This window comes from Parasphingopyxis sp. CP4 (assembly GCF_013378055.1).
Lineage (GTDB): Bacteria > Pseudomonadota > Alphaproteobacteria > Sphingomonadales > Sphingomonadaceae > Parasphingopyxis.
In genome coordinates, this window is sequence record NZ_CP051130.1 from 1,572,236 (window position 1) to 1,594,678 (window position 22,443).

The 22,443-nt window shown below is 57.6% G+C and carries 24 protein-coding genes and 1 tRNA gene; 18 read left to right on the plus strand and 7 right to left on the minus strand.

What is annotated here, in order from left to right; all coding sequences use genetic code 11:
- Nucleotides 1-55: 55 nt before the first annotated feature.
- From pgi to HFP51_RS07580, 4 genes are all read right to left on the minus strand, one after another.
- Nucleotides 56-1,537 (minus strand): glucose-6-phosphate isomerase, encoded by a 1,482-nt coding sequence (gene pgi, locus HFP51_RS07565; RefSeq protein WP_176875158.1) that lies wholly within the window; start codon nt 1,535-1,537, stop codon nt 56-58.
- Nucleotides 1,538-1,583: 46 nt separating this feature from the next.
- Complete coding sequence (locus tag HFP51_RS07570; protein ID WP_255454971.1) at nt 1,584-2,951, minus strand: HAMP domain-containing sensor histidine kinase; 1,368 nt, start codon at nt 2,949-2,951, stop codon at nt 1,584-1,586.
- Nucleotides 2,951-3,670, minus strand: coding sequence for a response regulator (locus tag HFP51_RS07575; RefSeq protein ID WP_176875160.1), 720 nt, complete (start codon nt 3,668-3,670; stop codon nt 2,951-2,953). The genes HFP51_RS07570 and HFP51_RS07575 overlap by 1 nt, the downstream gene beginning before the upstream one ends.
- A gap of 139 nt (nt 3,671-3,809) precedes the next feature.
- Complete coding sequence (locus HFP51_RS07580) at nt 3,810-4,427, minus strand: hypothetical protein (RefSeq protein ID WP_176875161.1); 618 nt, start codon at nt 4,425-4,427, stop codon at nt 3,810-3,812.
- 230 nt (nt 4,428-4,657) lie between these two features.
- Here HFP51_RS07580 and lepB point away from each other — a divergent pair, with 230 nt between their 5' ends.
- Genes lepB through era form a run of 3 tightly spaced genes read left to right on the plus strand, consistent with a single transcriptional unit; the run spans nt 4,658 to nt 7,087 of the window.
- Nucleotides 4,658-5,464, plus strand: coding sequence for a signal peptidase I (lepB, locus tag HFP51_RS07585; RefSeq protein WP_176876594.1), 807 nt, complete (start codon nt 4,658-4,660; stop codon nt 5,462-5,464).
- A gap of 52 nt (nt 5,465-5,516) precedes the next feature.
- Nucleotides 5,517-6,188: a ribonuclease III gene (gene rnc, locus HFP51_RS07590; protein WP_176875162.1), complete on the plus strand. Its 672-nt coding sequence runs from the start codon at nt 5,517-5,519 to the stop codon at nt 6,186-6,188.
- A complete protein-coding gene (gene era / locus HFP51_RS07595; RefSeq protein WP_176875163.1) occupies nt 6,185-7,087 on the plus strand; it encodes a GTPase Era in 903 nt (300 codons plus the stop codon). Before rnc ends, era begins: the two co-directional genes overlap by 4 nt.
- A gap of 1 nt (nt 7,088) precedes the next feature.
- Here era and HFP51_RS07600 read toward each other — a convergent pair whose 3' ends face one another.
- Nucleotides 7,089-7,790 (minus strand): NAD-dependent deacylase, encoded by a 702-nt coding sequence (locus tag HFP51_RS07600; RefSeq protein WP_176875164.1) that lies wholly within the window; start codon nt 7,788-7,790, stop codon nt 7,089-7,091.
- Between the two features lie 143 nt (nt 7,791-7,933).
- Here HFP51_RS07600 and HFP51_RS07605 point away from each other — a divergent pair, with 143 nt between their 5' ends.
- The 13 genes from HFP51_RS07605 to HFP51_RS07665 all read left to right on the plus strand — a co-directional run bounded on the left by HFP51_RS07605 (nt 7,934) and on the right by HFP51_RS07665 (nt 18,660).
- Nucleotides 7,934-9,859: a sulfatase-like hydrolase/transferase gene (locus tag HFP51_RS07605; protein WP_176875165.1), complete on the plus strand. Its 1,926-nt coding sequence runs from the start codon at nt 7,934-7,936 to the stop codon at nt 9,857-9,859.
- Between the two features lie 106 nt (nt 9,860-9,965).
- A complete protein-coding gene (gene dapB, locus HFP51_RS07610) occupies nt 9,966-10,691 on the plus strand; it encodes a 4-hydroxy-tetrahydrodipicolinate reductase (protein ID WP_176875166.1) in 726 nt (241 codons plus the stop codon).
- The gene (gene nth / locus HFP51_RS07615; protein WP_176875167.1) at nt 10,692-11,351 is read left to right on the plus strand and encodes an endonuclease III; all 660 of its coding nucleotides are present in this window, start codon (nt 10,692-10,694) and stop codon (nt 11,349-11,351) included.
- 49 nt (nt 11,352-11,400) lie between these two features.
- Entirely contained in the window at nt 11,401-11,808 is a 408-nt protein-coding gene (locus HFP51_RS07620) for a hypothetical protein (protein ID WP_176875168.1), read from the plus strand.
- Between the two features lie 66 nt (nt 11,809-11,874).
- Nucleotides 11,875-11,951: transfer RNA gene (locus HFP51_RS07625), tRNA-Arg, on the plus strand.
- Between the two features lie 575 nt (nt 11,952-12,526).
- On the plus strand, nt 12,527-13,000 hold the full coding sequence (locus HFP51_RS07630) for a VOC family protein (protein WP_370462904.1): 474 nt from the start codon (nt 12,527-12,529) through the stop codon (nt 12,998-13,000).
- A 101-nt stretch (nt 13,001-13,101) separates the two neighbouring features.
- Nucleotides 13,102-14,211 (plus strand): S-(hydroxymethyl)glutathione dehydrogenase/class III alcohol dehydrogenase, encoded by a 1,110-nt coding sequence (locus HFP51_RS07635; protein WP_176875169.1) that lies wholly within the window; start codon nt 13,102-13,104, stop codon nt 14,209-14,211.
- 33 nt (nt 14,212-14,244) lie between these two features.
- The gene (locus tag HFP51_RS07640; RefSeq protein ID WP_176875170.1) at nt 14,245-14,637 is read left to right on the plus strand and encodes a VOC family protein; all 393 of its coding nucleotides are present in this window, start codon (nt 14,245-14,247) and stop codon (nt 14,635-14,637) included.
- Nucleotides 14,638-14,675: 38 nt separating this feature from the next.
- Entirely contained in the window at nt 14,676-15,026 is a 351-nt protein-coding gene (locus tag HFP51_RS07645; protein WP_176875171.1) for a hypothetical protein, read from the plus strand.
- 78 nt (nt 15,027-15,104) lie between these two features.
- Nucleotides 15,105-16,277, plus strand: a complete 1,173-nt coding sequence (locus HFP51_RS07650) for an acyl-CoA dehydrogenase family protein (RefSeq protein ID WP_176875172.1) — start codon at nt 15,105-15,107, stop codon at nt 16,275-16,277.
- Between the two features lie 80 nt (nt 16,278-16,357).
- On the plus strand, nt 16,358-16,750 hold the full coding sequence (locus HFP51_RS07655; RefSeq protein ID WP_176875173.1) for a DUF393 domain-containing protein: 393 nt from the start codon (nt 16,358-16,360) through the stop codon (nt 16,748-16,750).
- Nucleotides 16,751-16,852: 102 nt separating this feature from the next.
- Nucleotides 16,853-17,815 (plus strand): retroviral-like aspartic protease family protein, encoded by a 963-nt coding sequence (locus HFP51_RS07660; RefSeq protein ID WP_176875174.1) that lies wholly within the window; start codon nt 16,853-16,855, stop codon nt 17,813-17,815.
- A 23-nt stretch (nt 17,816-17,838) separates the two neighbouring features.
- Nucleotides 17,839-18,660 carry a PIG-L deacetylase family protein gene (locus HFP51_RS07665; protein WP_176875175.1) on the plus strand — a complete coding sequence of 274 codons (822 nt, stop codon included), beginning with the start codon at nt 17,839-17,841 and terminating at the stop codon, nt 18,658-18,660.
- A 6-nt stretch (nt 18,661-18,666) separates the two neighbouring features.
- Here HFP51_RS07665 and HFP51_RS07670 read toward each other — a convergent pair whose 3' ends face one another.
- Entirely contained in the window at nt 18,667-19,284 is a 618-nt protein-coding gene (locus tag HFP51_RS07670) for a TetR/AcrR family transcriptional regulator (RefSeq protein ID WP_176875176.1), read from the minus strand.
- 88 nt (nt 19,285-19,372) lie between these two features.
- On the opposite strand from HFP51_RS07670, the gene HFP51_RS07675 reads away from it, so the two are divergent.
- Both HFP51_RS07675 and HFP51_RS07680 read left to right on the plus strand, forming a co-directional pair.
- Nucleotides 19,373-20,173: a CPBP family intramembrane glutamic endopeptidase gene (locus HFP51_RS07675; RefSeq protein ID WP_176875177.1), complete on the plus strand. Its 801-nt coding sequence runs from the start codon at nt 19,373-19,375 to the stop codon at nt 20,171-20,173.
- Nucleotides 20,174-20,201: 28 nt separating this feature from the next.
- The gene (locus HFP51_RS07680; protein WP_176875178.1) at nt 20,202-20,507 is read left to right on the plus strand and encodes a hypothetical protein; all 306 of its coding nucleotides are present in this window, start codon (nt 20,202-20,204) and stop codon (nt 20,505-20,507) included.
- A 229-nt stretch (nt 20,508-20,736) separates the two neighbouring features.
- Here the strand turns inward: HFP51_RS07680 and HFP51_RS07685 are convergent, their stop codons facing one another.
- Nucleotides 20,737-22,440, minus strand: a complete 1,704-nt coding sequence (locus HFP51_RS07685; protein ID WP_176875179.1) for a response regulator receiver domain — start codon at nt 22,438-22,440, stop codon at nt 20,737-20,739.
- Nucleotides 22,441-22,443 lie beyond the last annotated feature (3 nt).

Sequence of the window (22,443 nt, forward strand, 5' to 3'; positions counted from 1 at the left end):
TACTCTCAAGAAGAGATTGCCGATCACAGTGATCGTTTTGCTTCTCGCCAGTCACTCAAAGAGCACGGTCGATCAGAGCCTGGGTAGACGGATCGAGCGCAAGCGCTTCCTCATCATTGGCAATCGAGCGCGCAATGTGCTTGCCAAGCTCAACACCGAATTGATCGAATGGATTGATGCCAAGGATCGCTGCGCTGACAAATGTACGGTGCTCGTAGAAGGCGAGCAGCGCACCCAGGTCAAACGGATCAAGCCGTTCCAATAGGACCGTCGTCGAGGGACGATCTCCCGGGAAATTTCGATCTGGATCATCCGACTCGCGACCAGCGAGCAGTGCAGCCGCCTGCGCGAAACAGTTGATCAGCAGCTGCTCGTGATGCGCAGGATCGCGATGATCATGCGCTTCGGCGGCAGCGATAAACTCAACCGGGACAAGATGGGTTCCCTGATGCAGCAGTTGGAACACGGCATGTTGCGCATCGGTGCCGACCCCGCCCCATACGATTGGGGCAGTCGACCGATCGGACGCCTTGCCGTTCGATTCCATTTCAAGCTGCTGCAGATAGGGTGGAAGCAGACGCAGTCGTTCATCGTAAGGGAATACAGCGCGGGTCTCGCTCCCGCGTGCTTGGGCATAATAGAGATCGACAAAAGCGGCGAGCACTGGCGCATTCTGAGGCCATTCGGCCAAGCGGAAATGCCGGTCCATGGCTGCCGCACCTTCGAGAAGCTGTTCAAAGGCTTCCCAGCCTAACGCAAGCGCTATCGGAAATCCGATTGACGACCAAAGTGAATATCGCCCCCCAACAGTATCGGGAAATGGCAGCACACGGGTCTGGTCAATGCCGAAATCAACCGCCCGGTCCGGATCCGCAGTTACGGCGACAATCTGTCCAAAAGGATCGCCAATACCGGCATTTCGCAGCCACTGGATCGCACTTTGTGCATTGAGCATGGTTTCGGCGGTCGTGAAGCTCTTCGATGCAATGACGAGTAGCGTGTATTCCGGGTCGAACAGCGTGAACGGTCCTTCAAGTGCAGCGCCATCTACATTGGAAACAACCGCAACATCATAGGCCGGCTCTTCCCGACCCAATGCATCAATGACGAATTCGGGTCCAAGCGCCGATCCGCCAATACCAAGGTGCAAAATGTGGCGTATCTCGCCCAGTGCACCCGCCTCAATCGCGTCGACGAGCGCCCGCATCCGCATATGCAAAGCATTGGCAAGCGCTACGCTTTCCGGCGCCCCCTGCCCGCGCTGCGCCATATGCTCGGCCGCGCGACCTTCGCTGACATTCACAGCAGCGCCGGCAAATAGCGCGTCGCGCTTCCCGGCAAGATCCTGCGCATCGGCGATCTCGCCAAAACTCTTGATCAGCCCGGCATTCAAATGAGTCTTGGAAAAATCAAAATAGAGACCTGCCTCTTCAATCGTCAGCAGATCTAGGCGGTCAGGATCGCCATCGAACATTGCTGCCAAAGTCTTGCGTTCAGCCTGATCGACGGCTTGCCAGAGAGTATCATTGTCGGACATATGCGCCCTTCTGACGCGATGGACGCCCGGCGGCAAGCGGCTTGCTTCAGTCTGACCGCAGCGGCAGCGTGATCCGGGCGCAAAGGCCTATGTCCGGTAGGTTTTCGAGGATCAGCTCGCCACTATGTTCACGGACAATCGCCCGGGCCAGTGCCAGACCGAGACCTGAGCCGCCTTCGTTTCGATTGCGCGAGCCTTCGAGTCGGGAAAAGGGTTCGAATACGCTCTCAAGCGCCTCGGTTGGAATCCCGGGTCCGCGATCCTCTATCTCGACAACGGCCATCAATTCATCTGCGCGAACACGAACTTTCACTACCTCGCCATAGCGGATGGCATTGTCGATCAGATTGCGCATTGCTCGCTTGAGCAGGTTGGCGCGACCGTTGACCACTACCTTTTCGCCGCCGTTCCACTCGACTGCCGCACCCACATCTCGAAAATCTTCGATCGCGCTGTCCACAAGCGCGGTTAGATCGAGCGGTTCGGACTGCGCATTGGGCCGGCCAAGGCGCGCGAGCGAGAGAATATCGTCCAAGGTTTCAGTCATGTCTGATATCGTCTCGACCATTCGCGAGCGTTCCGCTTCGTCCTCCACATTTTCCGCATGGATACGCAGGGCAGATAGCGGCGTTCGCAGATCATGGCCGATGGCACCCAACATATGATCCTTCTCACCCAGCATCGCAGAGATGCGGACCTGCATGGCGTTGAATGCTTCGATCAAACTAGCAACGTCTTGCGGCCCTGCGACAGGGACCACATCGCTGCCGCTATCTTCGCTAAAATCGCGCACGGCGACGGTCAGTGATTTCAATGGACGTGACACCCGGCGTGCGAAGAGAAACAGCAGGAACAGCAACACGCCGTAGAGAATCACGGTCTGAGCAATGATCGATATCAAAGCTCCTGCACCAGCCGGACGCAGGCGCATCCAGCTATTGACCCATTCGCCGCTTTCCAGCTGAATCGAGACCCGCAAAATTTCCGGGGGCCGTCTGTGTTCGACACGTTCGCGCAACCGGCGCGGAATCGGCATTTGATCGATATCGACACGGCCGATTTCAATCGCCCGGACAGAAAAATCGATGTTTTCAAAGCCATTTACGAGACGGTTCTCATAGAGTCTCACGCGCGGATGAGATTCCATGTGAACTGCACTTTGAGTGTCTACACTCAATGGACCGCGCCGTCCTGGCCCACCGCGTGGCCCGCGCCGTGGTCGAACTGGCAACCCTGCGTCAAGCCGCTCCGACACCGTCACGACGCGCGCAACAACTGGGCCAGCCGCCTCAGCAAATCGCAACTGTTCACTCGCTCTGACGAGCAAAACAAAGTTGATCGCCTGCGCAATGAACAGCGCCAGGGCGACAATCAGCATCAACTGACCGAACAGGCTTTTGGGCCAGAACCGCATCACAATTTTGAGACGTCCGTCGCAAGAGTGTAGCCGCCGCCCCAGACTGTCTTGATCAGCTGGGGGGATTTCGGGTCGCGCTCGATCTTGCGACGGAGTCGGCTGACCTGATTGTCGATCGCGCGATCGAACGCTGCAGCCTCCCGTCCTTGCGTAAGGTCAAGCAGTTGATCACGCGAAAGGACTTGCTGTGGGTGGGTCACTAAGGCGAGAAGCAATTGATACTCGCCCGTCGACAGTGCGACCGCAACGCCATCTCTATCAACCAAAGTGCGCTCACCCGCTCTCAAAACCCAGTCGCCAAAGCCATAGCTTTGTTGATCGGGCGCGCGTTGATGGACGCCGGTCGCGCCGGACCGGCGGAGAATTACCTTGATGCGCGCGAGCAATTCGCGCGGTGAGAAGGGTTTTACCACATAATCATCGGCACCCATTTCGAGCCCCACGATCCGCTCGGTCTCCTCCGATTTCGCCGTCAACAAGATGACAGGGATTTCGCTCGTCGCACGGATATGCCGGGTCAGGCTTAACCCATCTTCGCCGGGCATCATGATATCGCTGATCACGCAGTCTATCGCATAGCCAGCAAGCGCCTTGCGCGCTGCGTCAGCGCCCGCGGCTTGCGACACGCGATAGCCATTCTTGCCGAGAAAACTCGCTAATGGCTCACGAATGCTGCGCTCATCTTCTACGAGCAAGAGATGGGGTTTTGATGTCATAGGGAGAGCATAGCGCGGCTCGACCCGCTAAGCGATATGGCGGGCAACCGGCCAGGGAAGCCACCGGTTACCCGCCAAACGCCGCGTGCCTCATATTGGGAGGGGCGAAGCACGCGGTAGGGGTTCGCTTGCCGGGCCCTTATCCGCCGTGCCGTGCGGCGCGATGCGCCTCGCGGGCAGCCCGACGTTCTTCGCGAGTGACGACGCCATCGCTATTCGCGTCCGCCCGATCAAACCGTTCGAAGGCCATCGCTGCGATCTCATCACGGGTTACCAGGCCATCGCCATTCGCATCCGGATTGGGGCGATTGGCACGTCGCTGGGCGCGCCGTTCGCGACGCTCAGCACGGGCCTGATCCCGCTCGGCCTGAGTGATCTGGCCATCACCATTCGCATCAAAGCGATCAAATCGTTCAAGAGCTCGCTCCGTCACTTCTTCGCGTGTGACCACACCATCGCCGTTGCTGTCCATTCGTTCCATGCGATTGCCGCGTCTACCATGGCGACCGTGGCGCCCGCGTCGCTCGGACCAGCGCGCACGCATCTGTTCACGGGCCGCAGAGCGTTCCGTTTCATCAATTGCGCCATCGCCATTCGCATCGGCACGCGCAAAGCGTGCGTCGATCTGCGCATTGACTTCGTCGCGAGTGAGGTTGCCATCGCCATCTGCGTCGCCGCGCATGCCACCAGGCTGCGCAATTGCGACACCAGCGACCACCAAGGCGGCGCTTGCTGAGATAATTGCTATTTTTTTCATCGGGTTATTCCTAACGCTATACTGTTCATCCGAAACGGGTTCTTCCCGCCACAGGTCATGGAATAACGGTCAAATGTCGCAGAGCTTTGCCAGTAGGGCGATAAAGTGTCGCAAATTGTCGCAAGATCATGATTGCATCAGGCTTGACCGGGCCTCGCACCTCGTCGACATCGCGCGCAATGCTCAGGGAATTTGACGAGAATAGCGGATCGCGATCCTCATCGGCCAATATGCGGCCGGCCGGGCGCCGTTCGGCACTTGGCTGGTTGCGCTTCATTTTATTGCTTGCCCTGCTTGCGATCGTTGTACGCAGCCTGATTATTGCACCGTTCAACATTCCATCCCGGTCAATGACACCGACTTTACTCACCGGTGACTATCTGTTCGTTGCCAAATGGCCCTATGGCTATTCAAGATACAGCCTTCCCTTTGGGGCCGATCTCTTCGATGGCCGGATCGGCAATGGCCGTCCCGAGCGCGGTGACATCATCGTCTTTCGCTCCCCAGCCGCCGCGGACACCGCCTATATCAAACGCGTGATCGGCATACCGGGTGATAGCGTCCGAATGATTGCCGGAGAATTGCAGCTCAACGGCGAAATGATCCCACGCGAAGCTCTCGAGGATTTCCGGGAACCGATCGAGAATGTAAAGGACTGTCCAACAGGCCCAGGCAGTAACGGCCGAACGGAACAGGATGAAGATGGCACAATATTTTGCCTGACGCCGCAATATCGCGAAACATTGCCCGGCGGTCACAGCTATTCGGTACTTGATGCCGGTGACAGTACGGCAGATACGACCCAAGAGTTTCGGATACCCGATGGCCATTATTTCCTGATGGGTGATGATCGGGATCGCAGCGCTGACAGTCGCTTCCCAGCAGAACCTGATGGCGGCATCGGCCTTGTTCCGGAAGAGTATATTGTCGGGCGCGCGCTGGTCATTTTCTGGTCAACCGACGGCTCTGCGCGCTGGATCAATCCGCTCAGTTGGTTCTCGGCCACACGTGGCGATCGAATTGGCCGCGGCTTGTGAACGTCGATAATGCGTTGGCGCTCGTGCCTCGGTACGGCTAAGGACCCCGGCGATGACTGACATTCACTTAACCACTGCTTGGCTTGTTGAAACGCTGAGGCATGAACCAAATGACATGGCGATCTTTGAGCGCGCCCTAAACCATCCGAGCATGGATGGCCCAAATTATCAGCGGCTCGAGTTTCTCGGTGATCGTGTCCTTGGGCTTGTCGTTTCAACTTGGCTCTATGAGCGCCATGACACAGATCCTGAGGGTATGCTCAATAGCAGACTCGCATCACTTGTTTCCCGTCCTACCTGCGCCGCCGTCGCTCGCGAACTGGGTGTGGCCCCGCATATCCGGCTCGGCAAGCAAGCACGCGACGATGGGAGTGCTGACAGCGACAATGTGCTCGGCGATGTAATGGAGGCGTTGATCGGCGCGCTGTATCGCGACGGCGGCTTCGATGCGGTTCGGTCCTTTGTGTATCGCGTTTGGGAGAGCAGGCTCGAAGAAATGGATCGCGCGCCGCAGCATCCAAAGAGCGCATTGCAGGAATGGGCTGCCGCCAATCGCTGCAAGCCACCGGTCTACTCCGTCACTAACCGGTCCGGCCCTGCGCATAACCCGCACTTCACGGTGCGAGCAGAGATACCCAATCGCGACGCCGCTGAGGCCGAAGGGTCGTCGAAACAAGAGGCAGAGAAAGCCGCGGCCCAAGCGCTGCTGGAGAAGCTGCAATGACGGACTCGGCCCAACGTTGCGGTTTCGTAGCGGTAGTCGGCGCACCCAACGCCGGTAAGTCGACACTCGTCAATGCGCTGGTCGGCCAGAAAGTCGCAATTACGAGCCCCAAGGCCCAAACGACGCGCACGCGTCTGATGGGAATTGCGATCGCAGACCAGACTCAGATCGTCTTGATCGATACACCGGGAATCTTCGCGCCAAAGCGCAGGCTCGATCGAGCGATGGTGGCGGCTGCGTGGGGCGGCGCCGAAGGCGCTGATCTGATTGCATTGATCATCGATGCCAAGGCAGGCGTAAAAGGCGGGATCGAGGCCATGGTGGAGACGTTGCGCAAACGCCCAGAACCAAAGCTGCTGATCCTCAACAAGGTCGATATTGCGAAGAAGGACGAACTGCTGCGCCTGGCCGCTGGACTAAATGCTCTGCTGGAACCCCAGGACACCTTCTTCATTTCGGCGACAACCGGAGATGGCGTGGCAGAACTCAAATCCGCGCTAGTGGATGCGATGCCCGTAGGGACATGGCATTTTCCCGAAGACCAGGTCTCCGATGCCAGTCAAAGACTGCTCGCCGCAGAAGTGACGCGCGAGCAACTCTATCATCAACTGCGCAATGAACTGCCCTATGCGAGCGCTATCGACACCGAAAGCTATAGCGAACGCAAAGACGGCTCGATCGAAATTCGCCAGCAAATCCTCGTTGCGCGGCCGACTCAGAAAGCCATTGTCCTTGGCAAGGGCGGCAGTCGCATCAAAGAGATTGGCTCGGCGGCGCGCGCAGAACTCGCCGATCTATTGGGCTGCAAGGTCCATCTATTCCTGCACGTAAAAGTAAAACCGGATTGGGAAGAGGATCAGAGCCTTTATCGCGATATCGGGCTCGACTGGGTAGAGTAGATCAACCCAGCAGTCCTTCGACCCATAGCGGCACTAACTCACCGGCTTTTCCCATCCGGCTTTCATGAAAGAAAATGCTGCCCTCGCTTGGATCGAGGTTCATCTCGAGCGTATGGGCGCCTGAATAGCGCGCTGTCTGGACAAAGCCGGCAGCCGGATAGACCGCTCCCGAGGTTCCGATCGAGACAAACAGATCGCAGGTCGCGAGCGCTGCATCGATCCGGTCCATCTTGTAAGGCATCTCACCAAACCAAACGATATCCGGGCGAACCTTGCCCTGCTCTCCGCAGGACAGACAGGCTGGGCGATTTGCCATCTTACCGCTGAACGGAAAGCGATCGCCGCATGCCATGCACCAGCCGGATTTCAGTTCGCCGTGCATATGCAGCAGCCGCCTGGCCCCTCCCCGCTCATGCAGATCATCGACATTTTGGGTCACGATCAGCAATTCACCTGACCATTCCCGATCGAGCCGCCCCAGCGCTTCGTGCGCGGGATTGGGCTCAACGGTTCCGAGTTTTGCGCGGCGCTGATCGTAAAAATCGAGCACCAGATCCGGGTTGCGCGCATAGGCTTCGGGGGTTGCGACATCTTCTACGCGCTGTCCCTCCCAAAGGCCGTCCGGCCCTCTAAACGTTGGCACACCACTTTCGGCCGAGATCCCAGCACCGGTAAGAACAACTATGTTACGGATATCACTCATGATTTGATCATAGTCCGAATTGGTGCAACTCACTAGGTGTCTAAACGCCAATTTAACCGTCTTCCCTTAGCCTGAATGGCGATATGGGGGGGGCATTAATCCATTCTGGTCGTCGCTCCGCGTCGACTTTTGCGTCGCTTGCGATGCTGCCGGCGCTCGTCCTCCTTACGCTTGGCTTCGAACTGGCACTTGCCGAACGCAAATTTGCACTTTTTGGCGGTGGTTTTGGTCAGTCTCAAACGCTGGACTCCGGCCTTGAAACTGTCGCCTTCCTGCTGGCCCTGGTGTTTTGCCAGGGGCTCCTCTTCTATCTAATCTATCGCGTCTTTCGGCGGATCCATGGCAGCCGCGCCAACCGACCCACTTTCTTCTTCAATTTCGCCTTCTTCCTCCTGCTAATCTGGTGCGGCGCCATCGTCGCCAAATATCAGGCGCTCAGCTATTTCAGTGATGCAGTAAGCTTCCAGATCGTTCGCAATCTCGGCGGTGGCAGCCTTCTAGACGCCATGCTCTACGCAGTCAGCGAGGCGGGTCTCATGCTGATCGTTGGCCTGGGTGCCATCATTGCGTGGTTCATCCTGCGATCGATAGTTGTACGCCTGTCGCGCGGACGAATGATTGCTCCGGACCATATACGTCTGGCCCCGCGCAACCTCATTGCCGCTATCGGCCTTGCACCGGTCTTGCTCTTTTCCATGAACCAGATCGATGACAGCCGCGCAGCGCTAGCCCGATTCAACAGCATATATGTTATGTCGACGGTCCTGCATCAGCTGACTGACTTCGATCGCGACGGATGGAGCTGGTACTCCAATCCGATTGATCTCCAGCCGTTCAATTCTGCCCGCCATCCCTATGCGCTCGACATCCCGGGAAACGGGATCGATGAGGACGGTTTCGGAGGAGATCTGGTCGCCGCCTCGCCTGCTCCACCTTTTGTCGCGACAATTGCGGAACCCCGGCCCCATGTGATCTTGATCGTGATGGAAAGTATGCGCAGTGACGTACTCGGCATGCGGATCGACGGTCGTCCGGTCGCCCCGTTGATGGAGCGGATTGCGAATGAAGGCAGCTTTGCGCGCACCGCATACAGCCATGTCGGTTTTACCACCGCTTCGTTGAAGTCTATGTTCACTGGCTGGGTCGAACCGCCATCCGGTGTCCGGTCGATGATCGATGACTTTCTCGATAATGGCTATCAGGTCGGTGTTTTCTCCGGCCAGGCGGAAGACTTCGGCGATACCGCCGATGTCACCGGGATGCGGCGGGGCAGGTTCTTTATCGACGCCGAAGATCTGCGCGAAGAGCGTGCCTTCAGCTTCGCCGCGCAGGGTTCGCTTTACGTTGATGGACGGATCGTGTTGCGCGAGTTCGATGAACGCATGAGCGACCCGGCGGAGTGGAGTGATCCGCAGTTCCTCTATTTCAACTTCCAGTCCGCCCATTTTCCCTATTGGGCACCGGGAACGGATTTGATCCTGACGGACGATCCGATCGCCCGCGAAGATATCAGCCTTGCCAATCGCGATGATGTAGCTCGCACTTACTGGAACTCCATCGCCTATAATGATCGGTTGCTGGGTGAGCTTATCGAGCGCCTCGAGCGACTTGGTGTCTATGAGAACAGCCTGATCGTCATCACTGCCGATCACGGCGAATCCCTTTTCGATGACGGGTTCCTGGGTCATGGTCATATGCTCAATCGTCAACAGACGGAAATCCCGCTCATCGTCAATCGACCCGGCCTCGATCTGTCAGGCCCGATCGGCCTGGCTGATATGCGGCGCATCATTTTGAATGCCGCTGGTGCGTCTGTGCCGCAACATCGCGCAGCCGGTGTCTTTCAGTTCCTCGGCAGTCTGGAACGCCCGGGCGCGATCGGGCGGATTGGCGAAGATGGGCAATGGACCGTGTTCGATCTAGGTGACGAAACGGTGCAGATCGGCACCGGTGCTCCCATGCGCTATCACGACCTTCCAGCGGACGCAGCAGAACGCCGGTTGGTTGATAGGTTAATCGACCAATGGGCCCATGCGCGCCTTGCCGCACGATCGGCCGACCCATCCTAACACCATAGTCACTCGGCAAATCGGCCATGGCTATCCGGCGGCCAGATGGTAGATAAAGGGAAGGCTTGCAGCTATCTGCGCAGCACGACGCTTGAGACGGGGTGGCATGACGAAGATTGGTATAGTTGGCAGCAAGGGGCGGATGGGCCTCGCGATTGCGGCATTGCTCGACGCTAGCGGCTCCCATGCGGGCGGTGTTGATGCGGGCGGTGATGTCACAGCACTAGCGGAAGGCAGCGACGTGCTGGTCGATTTCTCGGCCCCCGACGCACTATCCGGAACACTCGCCGCCGCAATGAAAACCGAAACGCCAATCGTCATCGGAACGACCGGTCTCGACACCTCGCACCACGCCCAGATCGATGAGGCAGCCCGAAAGATCGCAATACTCCAGGCTGGCAATACTTCGCTTGGCGTCAATCTGCTGGCGCAACTGGTTCGCGATGCCGCAACCAAACTCGGTCCCGATTGGGATATCGAGATTGTCGAAATGCATCATCGTCACAAGGTCGATGCGCCATCCGGCACGGCATTGCTGCTCGGCGAAGCCGCAGCTGCCGGTCGAAAGACAGACCTTGCGACGGCATCAGAACCCGCCCGCCATGGCACGGATTGCGCACGCGCCGAAGGCGCGATCGGCTTTACCTCGCTGCGTGGCGGATCGGTAGCCGGCGATCACCAAGTCATCTTCGCCGCCGAGGGTGAACGGATCGAACTTGGCCATCGCGCCGAGAACCGGGAGATTTTCGCCCGTGGCGCGATCAAGGCCGCCCTCTGGCTCTCCGACATGCCGGCCGGTCGCTATGTCATGACCGACATGTTGGGGCTTTAGTTGAAAAAGGCCGATATCTACGAATTCTACGCCCGGCTCGCCGAAGATATTCCCGAGCCACGGACCGAGCTCAACTACACCAATTCCTACACCCTGCTCGTCGCTGTCGCGCTGTCGGCCCAGGCCACCGATGTCGGCGTGAACAAGGCCACCAAGGCACTTTTCGAGCAGGTCACAACGCCACAAGAGATGCTCGATCTCGGCGAAGCCGCGCTCAAGGAGCACATCAAGACAGTCGGCCTGTTCAATACCAAGGCGAAGAATGTGATTCTCGCTGCCCAACGCCTCGTCGACAACCATGATGGCGAAGTGCCGTCCGATCGCGACGCGCTCGAAGCGTTGCCCGGTGTCGGCCGCAAGACCGCCAATGTCGTCCTCAACGAAGCCTTTGGGATCCCGACCATTGCCGTCGACACCCATATTTTTCGCGTCTCCAACCGGACCGGTCTCGCTCCTGGCAAAACACCGCTCGCGGTCGAGAAGAAGCTCGAAAAAGCAACGCCGGAAGATTTCAAACAGCACGCCCATCATTGGCTGATCCTGCATGGGCGCTATCTCTGCAAGGCACGGACACCCGAATGTTGGCGCTGTTCGGTGACCGACTTCTGCCGCTACAAGCCCAAGACATCAGAGCCTAGGGGAAAGCGCAAAACTGCTTAAACCACCGTTCATCTTGGTTTCGCTATGCAAATATTTCAAGGAGACCGCCATGCGCATTTCATTTCTTTCCTTATCGACAGCCGGTGCCGCTGCTGCAATTGCCGCGCTCGCGCTGCCCACCGCCATTTCCGCCGAAGACGAAGTACCGCGCTGGCAACAAGCGCGCGCCGTTGGCGAAGCGGAAAGCTGCATCTCGATCCCGCGGATCCGTAGCACGCGAGTGCATGACGATCGCACCATCGATTTCCGGATGTCGGGTAACACCATATATCGCAACACATTGCCAAACCGGTGCAGCGGCCTGGCGCGGGAAGAAGCCTTTGGCTACCAGACCTCGCTCAGTCGGCTCTGTTCATCCGATATCATCACGGTGATCCAGAGCGGCAGCGCCCGCGTCAACGGGCCGAGTTGCGGCCTGGGCCAATTCCAGGAGATCGAGTTTCCCGAAGAGGAATAGCTGCTGCGGGGCCGCACAAAAACAGGCTAGCGAGCGCACACGCTTCCTGCTAGGCGCTCTCGGCACGCACCCGTAGCTCAGCTGGATAGAGCGCTGCCCTCCGAAGGCAGAGGCCACAGGTTCGAATCCTGTCGGGTGCGCCATTCCCAAATTCGTGACGCGATCAATCTCCCTTCCGGATTTGCCGATTTAGTTGACACTGGTTGACACAGGCCGGGGCAAGGCTGCGTCCTATTGGACACATTGGATCCGGCTCTGTGGCCAATAGGACACCAAAACCGGACCTTCAGCGGCCACACCATCAATGTGAAACCGGGTCGCGCGTGAATTGGGCGGACTGGATTGTTCGGTCATGCGAACCAGAATACCGCATTTGACCCGCTGTAGGGCAGACCATAGCTGGCATGGCGCGTTATCCTGCATCCGAATTCACAACACTCAACGATAGGTCCCTATTACGAATAGGCCGACAGCCAATATGGCAAGGAAGGTGGTGAGCGCCGCTAGCCAGGGCAATTTGTGTTTCGGAGGCGCAGGTCGCGGCGGTGCCTTCCAATCCGCTTTCTCCCAGTCAAAATCTTTCCAGCTGAGGCGGCCACCAACCTTGTTTCTCCGTCGCTTCAGCCAATCAAATATCATAGACGGGAGTTTGAATATTGAACCGATTGCTCGTCAAGAAATATCCTGCGCATAATGACATTCAGGAAAGGGATACGCGATGAAACAAATTACACCACCCAAGGCGATCCTCGTTGCGGCATGCGCGCTCGCCATCGGCGCCCCCGCTACTGCCCAAACCGAGGGCGCGTCGGAACCCGCCATGGAACGCGTCACTGGTATCGGCGGTTTCTTTTTCCGCGCTGAGGCACCGGCCGCGCTTGCCGCCTGGTATCTCGAAAATCTCGGTATCGACCTGACGCCGCAAAGCTATGACACCGAGCCGTGGCAACAGGAAGCGGGGCCGACTGTATTCGCGCCGTTCGGCCAGGCCACCGAATATTTCGGGCGGCCCGAGCAGATGTGGATGATCAATTTCCGGGTCAATGATCTCGACGCCATGGCTGCCCAGCTGCACGCGAACGGGATTGAGGTGGAGGTAGAGGCCGAAACCTATCCCAATGGCCGCTTTGCGCGCCTTGCCGATCCCGAAGGCAATCCAATCCAGCTCTGGGAACCGGCAACACCCGAATAACTGGGCCCCAACCCGCTTGACGCCGCCAGCCCCTTTCCCGATGCTTTCCCGCGAGCAGTCGCCATGCGCGACTCCGACTGCACCAAAGGGGATCTAAGGGGATGAAGACACGCGCTGCCGTCGCATTCGAGGCCAAGCAACCGCTGGAGATTGTGGAGCTCGATCTGGAGGGCCCCAAAGCGGGCGAAGTATTGGTTGAATTGAAAGCAACCGGCATCTGCCACACGGATGCCTATACGCTGGACGGGTTTGACAGCGAGGGGATCTTTCCCTCGATCCTCGGCCATGAAGGCGCTGGCATTGTCCGCGAAGTCGGTGCGGGCGTGACGTCTGTCGCGCCGGACGATCATGTGATCCCGGCCTATATTCCCGAATGCCGCCAGTGCAAAAGCTGCCTTAGCCAGAAAACCAACCTGTGCACCGCCATCCGCGATACGCAGGGTCAGGGCGTGATGCCGGACGGCACCAGCCGCTTTTCGTACAAGGGCGAAACGATCTATCACTATATGGGCTGCTCGACCTTTTCGAATTTTACGGTGTTGCCGGAGATCGCGGTTGCGAAAATCCGTGAGGACGCGCCGTTTGAGACCAGCTGCTATGTCGGCTGCGGTGTAACGACCGGCGTCGGCGCGGTGATCAACACCGCCGATGTGGAGGCTGGCGCGAATGTTATCGTGTTCGGACTGGGCGGTATTGGATTGAACGTGATCCAGGGTGCCAAGATGGTCGGTGCCTCGAAAATCATCGGCGTCGACATCAATTCGGACCGCGAAGAATGGGGCCGCAAGTTCGGGATGACCGACTTTGTGAACCCGAAAGACGTATCCGGCGATCTGGTCGCGCATCTGGTTGAACAAACCGGCGGCGGCGCGGACTATACCTTCGACTGCACCGGAAATACCGACGTGATGCGCACCGCGCTTGAGGCCTGCCATCGCGGCTGGGGCGAGAGCGTGATCATTGGCGTGGCAGAGGCCGGCAAGGAAATTGCCACGCGTCCGTTCCAGCTGGTTACCGGGCGTGTCTGGAAAGGCACGGCTTTTGGCGGGGCGCGCGGGCGCACCGATATTCCCAAGATTGTCGACTGGTATATGAACGGCAAGATCGCGATCGACCCGATGATCACGCATCGTCTGCCGCTTGAAGATATCAATAAAGGTTTTGACATGATGCACGCTGGCGAGAGCATTCGCAGCGTCGTTATCTACTAGATTTCCAACAGTTCAACCAAAGGAGATACATGCATGTTTTCGCATATTATGGTCGGCACCAATGATGTCGATAAGGCCAAGGCTTTCTACAGCGCCGTACTCGGGACGCTGGGTGCGGGCGACCCGATGGTCAATGTGAACTCGGACGGCCAGACCCGGCTGTTCTGGATCCATAATGGCGGTGTATTCGGCGTCAGCGAGCCGATTGATGGCCAGCCGGCCTGCCACGCCAATGGCGCGACAATCGGTTTTGCCTGTGACTCGCTTGAACAGGTCACTGCATTCCATGATGCCGGCGTCGCCAATGGTGGCACCTCGATCGAAGATCCGCCTGGCCTGCGGGAATCGGAAATGGGCAATATGAACCTGTCCTATGTCCGCGATCCCGATGGCAACAAACTGTGCGCCATGCATCGCGCTGGCTAGCAGATGACGGATTTGAGGACGGACTGTCGCGCTTTGCTATGAGCTGGCAGTCCGTCCCTCATCCGATCCATGATGCCGCCGATGGCACGCATTTCTTCATGCGCGCAGAGGAATGGCCATTTGCGCAAGGCAAGGCAGGGCCAATCCGTTTTTGGGTCGATGCACAGCTTCCGCCCGACCTCAGACCGCCGATCAACTTGATCCGCTATCTGCTTGTAGTAAATCGCGAATCAGCTGATATGCGAGTCGAGCACAGGATCGACTATGCCGACGAACGCGAGATCCTGACCCGCCATGACTGGAGCGATGCGCCGCGCGATTTCTCCGAATTTGCCGATCCAGATGCACGTGCAGCGATCCACGCCTATGTTTTCGTGCCGCCGGCTTGAGAGGCTGGCAATTCGCTGTCGATGAGCTAGCATCAGACGCAACCATATCATCCCCGATACCTGAAAGGCCCGCCAACCATGACCTATGATTTCGATGCCTGGCGCGCCCGGTCTCCCTATTATGACGAAACCCATGACGCGCTGGCGGAAAGCGTGCGCACCTTCGTCACGCGGGAGATCGAGCCCAATATCGATCAATGGGAAGCCGATCGCGAATTGCCGCGCGATCTGCACAGGAAAGCCGCCGAAGCCGGCATATTAGGCCTCAACTATCCCGAAGAATATGGCGGCCATTCCGAAGGCTTTGATATTTTCCACGGCATGGTGGTGAGCAATGAGCTGGCCCGGGTCGGCGCTGGCGGCCTGGGCGCATCGCTGATGACCCACGGGATCGGCCTGCCCCCGATCCTCGCGCTTGGCACCGAAGAGATGAAGCAGGCGATCGCGCCGCCCGTCCTCGCCGGGGACAAGATCATCGCGCTTGGCATTACCGAACCATCCGGCGGATCCGACGTTGCGAACCTCAAGACCCGTGCCGTGCGCGATGGCGATGATTATGTCGTCAACGGCCAGAAGATGTTCATCACCTCGGGCATGCGCTGCGACTATATGACGACTGCCGTGCGCACCGGCGGCGAAGGGGCCGGCGGCGTCTCCCTGCTGCTGATCGAAATGGACCGTGAAGGCGTGGAGCGCACACCACTCGAGAAGATGGGCTGGCATTGTTCGGACACCGCGGCGATCTATTTTGACGATGTCAGGGTGCCCGCGGCGAACCTGATCGGCGGCGAAAATAGCGGCTTCATGGGTATCATGCGCAATTTCAACCGCGAGCGGCTGGGCATGGCGATGAGCTGCTGCTCCTTTGCCCGCGTATGCCTGATCGAGGCAGCGGACTGGGCGCGGGAACGCAAGACATTCGGCAAACCATTGGCCGGACACCAGGTCATCCGCGTCAAGCTGGCCGATATGGCGCGGCGGATTGGTACGACCCAGGCCTGGGTCGATCAATGCGCTTGGGCGGAGAGCAAGGGCGTTGGGCAGCCGGCGGACTTTGCCATGCTCAAGGTCCAGGCGACCGAGATGCTCGAGCGCGTCGCGCGCGATGCCGCCCAGATATTGGGCGGTGCGTCCTATCTGCAGGGATCGAAGGTCGAGCGCATTTATCGCGAGGTCCGGGTCAATGCGATCGGTGGCGGGTCGGAGGAAATCATGCTCGATCTCGCCGGGCGCCAGCTGTTCAGCCGCTAGGCAACTGGCACCAATCGCCTTCAATCGCCTGTACCCGCGCCCATCTTATTCCGGCGCGCGCGAGACCCTATATGGTCGGTATGGCCGACCCCGCATCCTCGCCTGACGGAACGTCCGTTACGACCATCTGGTTCGACGGCGCCTGTCCGCTATGCACGCGCGAAATTGCGTGGATGCGCAGGCTGGATCGCCGGGGCCGATTGCATTTTGTCGATGTGTCGGACGAACAGACGGCCTGCCCGGGTAATCGCGCCGAGCTACTCGCGCGCTTCCATGCCGAGGAAGATGGGGAGATTGTTTCGGGTGCGGCAGCCTTTGCCGCCATGTGGCGCCAGATCCCTCTGCTCCGCCCGCTCGGCCTTGCCGCCCGCAACCGGATCAGCCTTGCGATATTGGAAGCCATGTATCGCGTTCACCTGAAGATCCGCCCAGCGTTGCAGCGGCTCGTGCGGAGAATTGATCAATCCGCATAATGCGATCGCCCAGCCGCAACAGCGGCCATTGTTAGGTGTTCGGCATGGGGCGTGCTATTCTGTGAACCGCAGAGATTGGTGAACGTAACTGGGAGTAGGACAATGGCGCCAATTGCAATTGCCTTTCTCCTTGGCTTGGCGGGAGCCAATACTGGCGCCGCTGATGCGTCATTCTACCAAGCTCAAGAGGCGCCGATTACAGCGGCCAGTGCCACCATTGAGCCGACGCTTACCGAAATCATTGCCATGCAGGTTGAGCGGTACCGCCGTATGACCGTGCCGGTCACCATCATGGGCGAAGGGCCCTTCAATTTCATGGTCGATACCGGTGCGCAGACCACGCTGTTATCGATTGGTCTTGCCGATCAATTGCAGCTGAACGACCGTGAGACCGCCACCCTTGTCGGCATGGCCAGCATGCGCACGGTTGAGACCACCACAGTGCCCGATTTCCACCTGGGCGATCGCCAACTCACGATCCGCACCGCGCCGCTGGTGGAAGATCCGGATTTCTTCGGCGACGCGGACGGCATTCTTGGCCTTGATACGCTGCAGGACCAACGCGTGCTGCTGGACTTTGGCGCCGGCGAGATGATCGTATCGGAATCCCTGCCGCGTGGCGGATCCAGAGGATATGACATAGTCGTCCGCGCGCGCGAACGGCTTGGACAGCTGATCATCCATCGCGCTGAGCTCGATGGTATTTCGGTAGATGTTATTATCGATACGGGCGCGCAAGTTTCGATCGGCAACCTCGCATTGGAACGTCGGCTAAACCGCAGACGGATGCTCGCGGACTCGATCCTGACCGATATCAATGGCGAGGAATTGCGCAGCGAAACGCGGGTAGCGCGCCGGTTGGAGCTGGGTAATGTCCGGCTCAGCGAAATTGCGATATCCTTCGCCGATTCACCGGTTTTTGATACCCTCGGCCTTTCTGACAGGCCGGCAATGATCCTCGGTATGAGCGAGCTGCGCCTGTTTGATCGCGTGGCAATCGATTTCCGCAGCCGCCGCGTGCTCTTCGATCTGCCAGAAAATGTGGGCATCAGCCGCGCCTTCTGAACCATCGCGGGCTGGAATTGATCATGCGTATGAAAAATCTTCTGTTGGGCATAACTGCATTGCTGTTAGCTGGCGCGATAGCAGCGCTCTGGTGGTTTGACTCGCATTTCGAAGAGCCTGATGCACAATGGGTAGAGTCCGTCGCCGGAGATGTTGAGGCGCGTTCGGTACTCGCCGTATTTGCGCATCCCGATGACGAACAGCTGGTAACAGGCCTGTTGATACGAGCCCGGGAACGCGATGATGCAATCACCCGCATTGTCACATTCACACGCGGCGAAGCTGGCACTCCAATGCCGCAGATCAGCAGACCTGAGGACCTGGGAACGATACGCCATGCTGAATTGCTGAAGAATGGCTATGCGCTGGGCGTCTCGGAACAGGGCGTCTTGGAATATCCCGATGGCGGCCTGGTCGACGCGGACTTCGAAGAATATGCCACGGTTTTGAGCGAGTATATTGTGCGCTGGCAACCCGATCTCGTCGTCACATTCTGGCCAGAGAGCGGCTATACCGGCCATGCCGATCATATGATGGTTGGCCGCGTGGCAACCGAGGTCGTTCGCAGGCTGCAGGCAGACGATCCGGAAACCGCGCCTCGGGCAATTGCCTATGTCCTGGCTCCTCGCCAGATGATGAGCCGCTTTGGCGGAGAGGTGGGTGCCCGGGTCGCAGCCAATCAGCCCGAGCCAACCCATGCCATGCCGGGTGAAGGATGGGCCAAGATCCGCGGTTGGGAAATCCATGCATCGCAAGCGGACTTTGTTCGCGAAGTTTACGGCTTCCCACCCTGGTTTCTCCATCGCATTCACGACAAGGAACATTATCGGGTCGAACAATTCTAACGGCCGCTACGCCTTCAGCGATCTGAGCATATGTATCAGCAAATCCTGAACCGCTGCGTTTGAGAGCTTGGTGGCATTGGCCGGGGAATGCGCTTTGTACAGATATTGCTCCGTCATCACGCTCACCATCGTGAGTACCGCCATCTGCCCGCGGGCCAGATCATCCTTGGTCGGATGATCGAAATCCTTTGCGAGCACCGCACCCAGACTATCCCCCAAAGCGTTGCGCCCCGAGCGCGTGATTTGCAGTTCCGGGTGCAGCCGGATGTAAAGATGCACGGTACGGATAAGGCCAGCATTTTGCGCGAATAACTTGGCCGTTCGGCGCACAATCATCTCAATGATCTCGTCTGAGGTTTCCAGCGAATAGTCTTCAAACCCGCGCGCCCAATTTTCAAACAGCTGACCATAAGCCGCAAAGACAAATGGCAGCACGCTCTCCTTCGTCTTGAAGCGTCGATAGAAAGTGCCGACGGCCATCTCCGCCTCCGCCATGATCTCAGCGATCGTCAGCTGATCAAAGGGCGTCGTCTCGATCAGCCTCAATGTCGCCTGGACAATGCGCGCCTGGGATTCGCGGCCCTTTTTATGGGTCGGTTCGATGATGTCAGGATGGCTCGGCAATGCTGCTCTCCCCGTGACCGGTTGACTTGTGAATATGTATTCATATATACGATGTGTATGCGAATATATATTCACAACAGGTGATCCAATGTCAACGCACAAACTGACCTTCGTCTTCGTCGCTCTATTCATTTTCCTCATCGCCTGGTCTATCGGCCTGGCGGCACCATTGATGGACTGGCTCAATCCATCCTCCGAAATGGAACGCTATCTGCTCAATAAGGGCGTGCTGACCCTCGTCTTCGCCGCGGTATTGTGGCGCATGCGCCTGTGCGCCTCGGTCGGCTTTACTTCGGGTACAGGCCTGTCGACTTATGTGATCGGCCTGCCGCTGATCGCGCTGGGGATATTGGCTTTTTTCGAGCCCGGTCGGGCCGCACTCACGGCCCCGGAAATCGCCGGATGGGCGGTTGTCGTTATCTTCGTTGCCTTTACCGAGGAAACGCTGTTTCGCGGTATCCTGTGGCAAGCGCTGAGCGCGAGCAATGTCTGGAAGCGCGCCTTTACCACCTCTTTCCTGTTTGGCCTGAGCCACAGCATCGCCGCGTTCGGCGTATTCGGCTGGTCGATGGCCGGCATCTACGGCCTCTCGGCGGCGGGTTTTGGAATGGTGTTCGCCGCGATGCGCGAGCGGGCGGGAACGATCTGGAGCGTAATCATCGTCCATGCCGTGTTCGACATGGCGGCGATCTCCGCATCGGGCGGCGTCGACGCCCTGCTCGAGCCGGAACTCGAAACCTATATCGGCTTTGCCCTGGCAGCGACCATCTTCACCGCATGGGGCAGCGCGGCGATCTACCTGATGCAACGGCGCGCGCGACGGGAACGAGCGCCAAGCGAAAGCGCCAACCACGGCGCGCAAACCGCTCCCAGCCAACAACCCTCATAACACCACCAACCAAGCCAAGGAGAAAGTCATGCCAGTTGAATATCTCGCCATGATGGTGCCGTTCGCAGGAATCTGTGCAGGCATGTCCATCGCCTTTTATGCGATATCGACCACGCATCGCCGCAAGATGATGGACAAACAAGCCGCCATTTCTACCGCCCAGGCCAAGCAAAATGCTGTCATGATACGTGATATGCAGACGCGAATTCAGGTGTTAGAGAAAATTGTCACCGATAGCGGCTTTGATCTGGCGCACAGGATCGAAGACCTGCGCGCGCACCCCAATGGCAACACGGCCAACCCGCAACAACTACCGGCTGCCGAACTACGGTAGGATTCGGATTTGCGAGGCGCACAGGCAACAGCCTGACCACGCTCATCGCATAGCTACAGCAAACTCATATTGCAGGAGATCTTTGAAATACCAGACCAAGTCTGGTGCCAGAAGAGGACTCTAAACTAGCCCTTATCTATCTAATATTTCACAGTAGTTATTTTGCCGTCCGACAAAATGCCCCCAAATATGCCCCAACAAGTGGCATTCGCCTATCCGCACTGATACGTCAGTGCGCTCTAAACGGCGCAAACTCTTCGAAACCTATCCTGCTCATATTCTGGGCGATTCCATAGACTGCTCTCATTGATCTTTTACTTTTCGAAGTGCCAAGCCATTGATAGGCAGACCCATCACTCCCAAAAAAATGGAAACCGGCGCGCCCTTGCGTTGTCTTAGCTCTGACGGTTTGCGAAGACTCTTCGGCATCGAAGTCAATCGATAAAAGATCGGAATAAGCTGACGAACTCAACGCGAAAATTTGATACTCAATCTCGCCGGCAACCTGCACCGGAACAACAAATACTGGTTGGTTCTCAACTTTCGACACCGCTTCCAATCGCGCAAATATAAACGGCGAAGTTTTTGGCCGCCTAACCGTATCGCAAACAGCTTGCAGACAAATCAGTATACCCGCACCTTTCGGCATTCGTATAATTGTGCCGGTTGTTAGGTTTGGACCGTAATCCTCACATCTTACGCGATGGCCGCGCGGCTGGAAACTCAACTGCGACTGTGAAGCAAACCTTGCGAGTTGTGCATTGGATTTCTGCAAATCCGCCTCAAACAAGGTCGAGATTCCTTTTCCGACTCCCTTTTTTTTAAACCCCTGGATTGCGTTTGCATGACCATTTTCCGAAAACCAATCCAAACCTTCTTGAATTAGAACTTTCGTTTGGTCAGGCGTAAATTCGACTTCGCCATTCGGGCTGTTCCCAGGAGTCTCAAAAGTGAGTGTCTTATCCTGACCGTTGAATTTGGTCTCAATGCTTCGTCCGATCGCGGACTTATCCAAAAAGGGTGAAATACTCTTTCTGATAACAGCCTTTTTTATCTCGCTTAGAACGAGGTCAATTCCGTAGTCTTCGGCTTCGGTCGGATTGTCTATGGTTGCCCTGTGGTGGAAGTATGGCCCATCCATGTTTCGATCAAAAACTTGCAGAACGTGATGTGTAACATCTCTGACTGACGCAATTGTGGCCATTGCCACGTTTCCGAGTAATCCCTCGGACAGGTTAGAAAACTCAACTAACAGTCGATCGGGCAGATCTTTTTCGCCAACTTCAAATCTTTTTTGAACCGGCATAATCGGCCGGATTCCGTCCGTCTTCAGAAGACAAACAATTCTCAATCGGGTGAGGCCATCCGGTGACTCGCCTGTCACACACTCGATCGTGCGGGAAAACTCTCTATGGAGCTTCTCCCGAAGCGTTTCCTGTATTTGTCTGAGTATGGAAGCTCTACTTCTCAGAGATGTGTAGATTGATATTAGCCTCAATCGGCCATTTCTCCGAATATCTGAACGAACAATTTTTGTAATCAGCTTTTTTGCAAGATCACCGCCGTCACTCTCAACGTCCCAATCAAGAGAGACTATATCAGCGTTTTCTGCTGCCCTAACTATCCGCTTAATAGAATTGTCGTCAGCTTTAATTCTCAAAACTGAGCAGATAATTCCCAGGTCCAAAGACCTTTCGATTAGTTTCTTTGCATTCAGCCTATTGCCAACTGGCGCGATCGCTGTTGGCGGGGAGGGAGACTGGGGTAACGCTGGACGGGACGCCCCTCGCGCCGGCGCAACCATAGGCGCGGCCGGTTCGGGTTTCTCTTCAACATCAGCTTGCAAGGCCTCATCATCGATCACCAGCATCGTTTGAGCAAACAGACCTGCCGCATTCCTACGATCATCAGCGAAATTGGTTGGCCCCGACAAAAC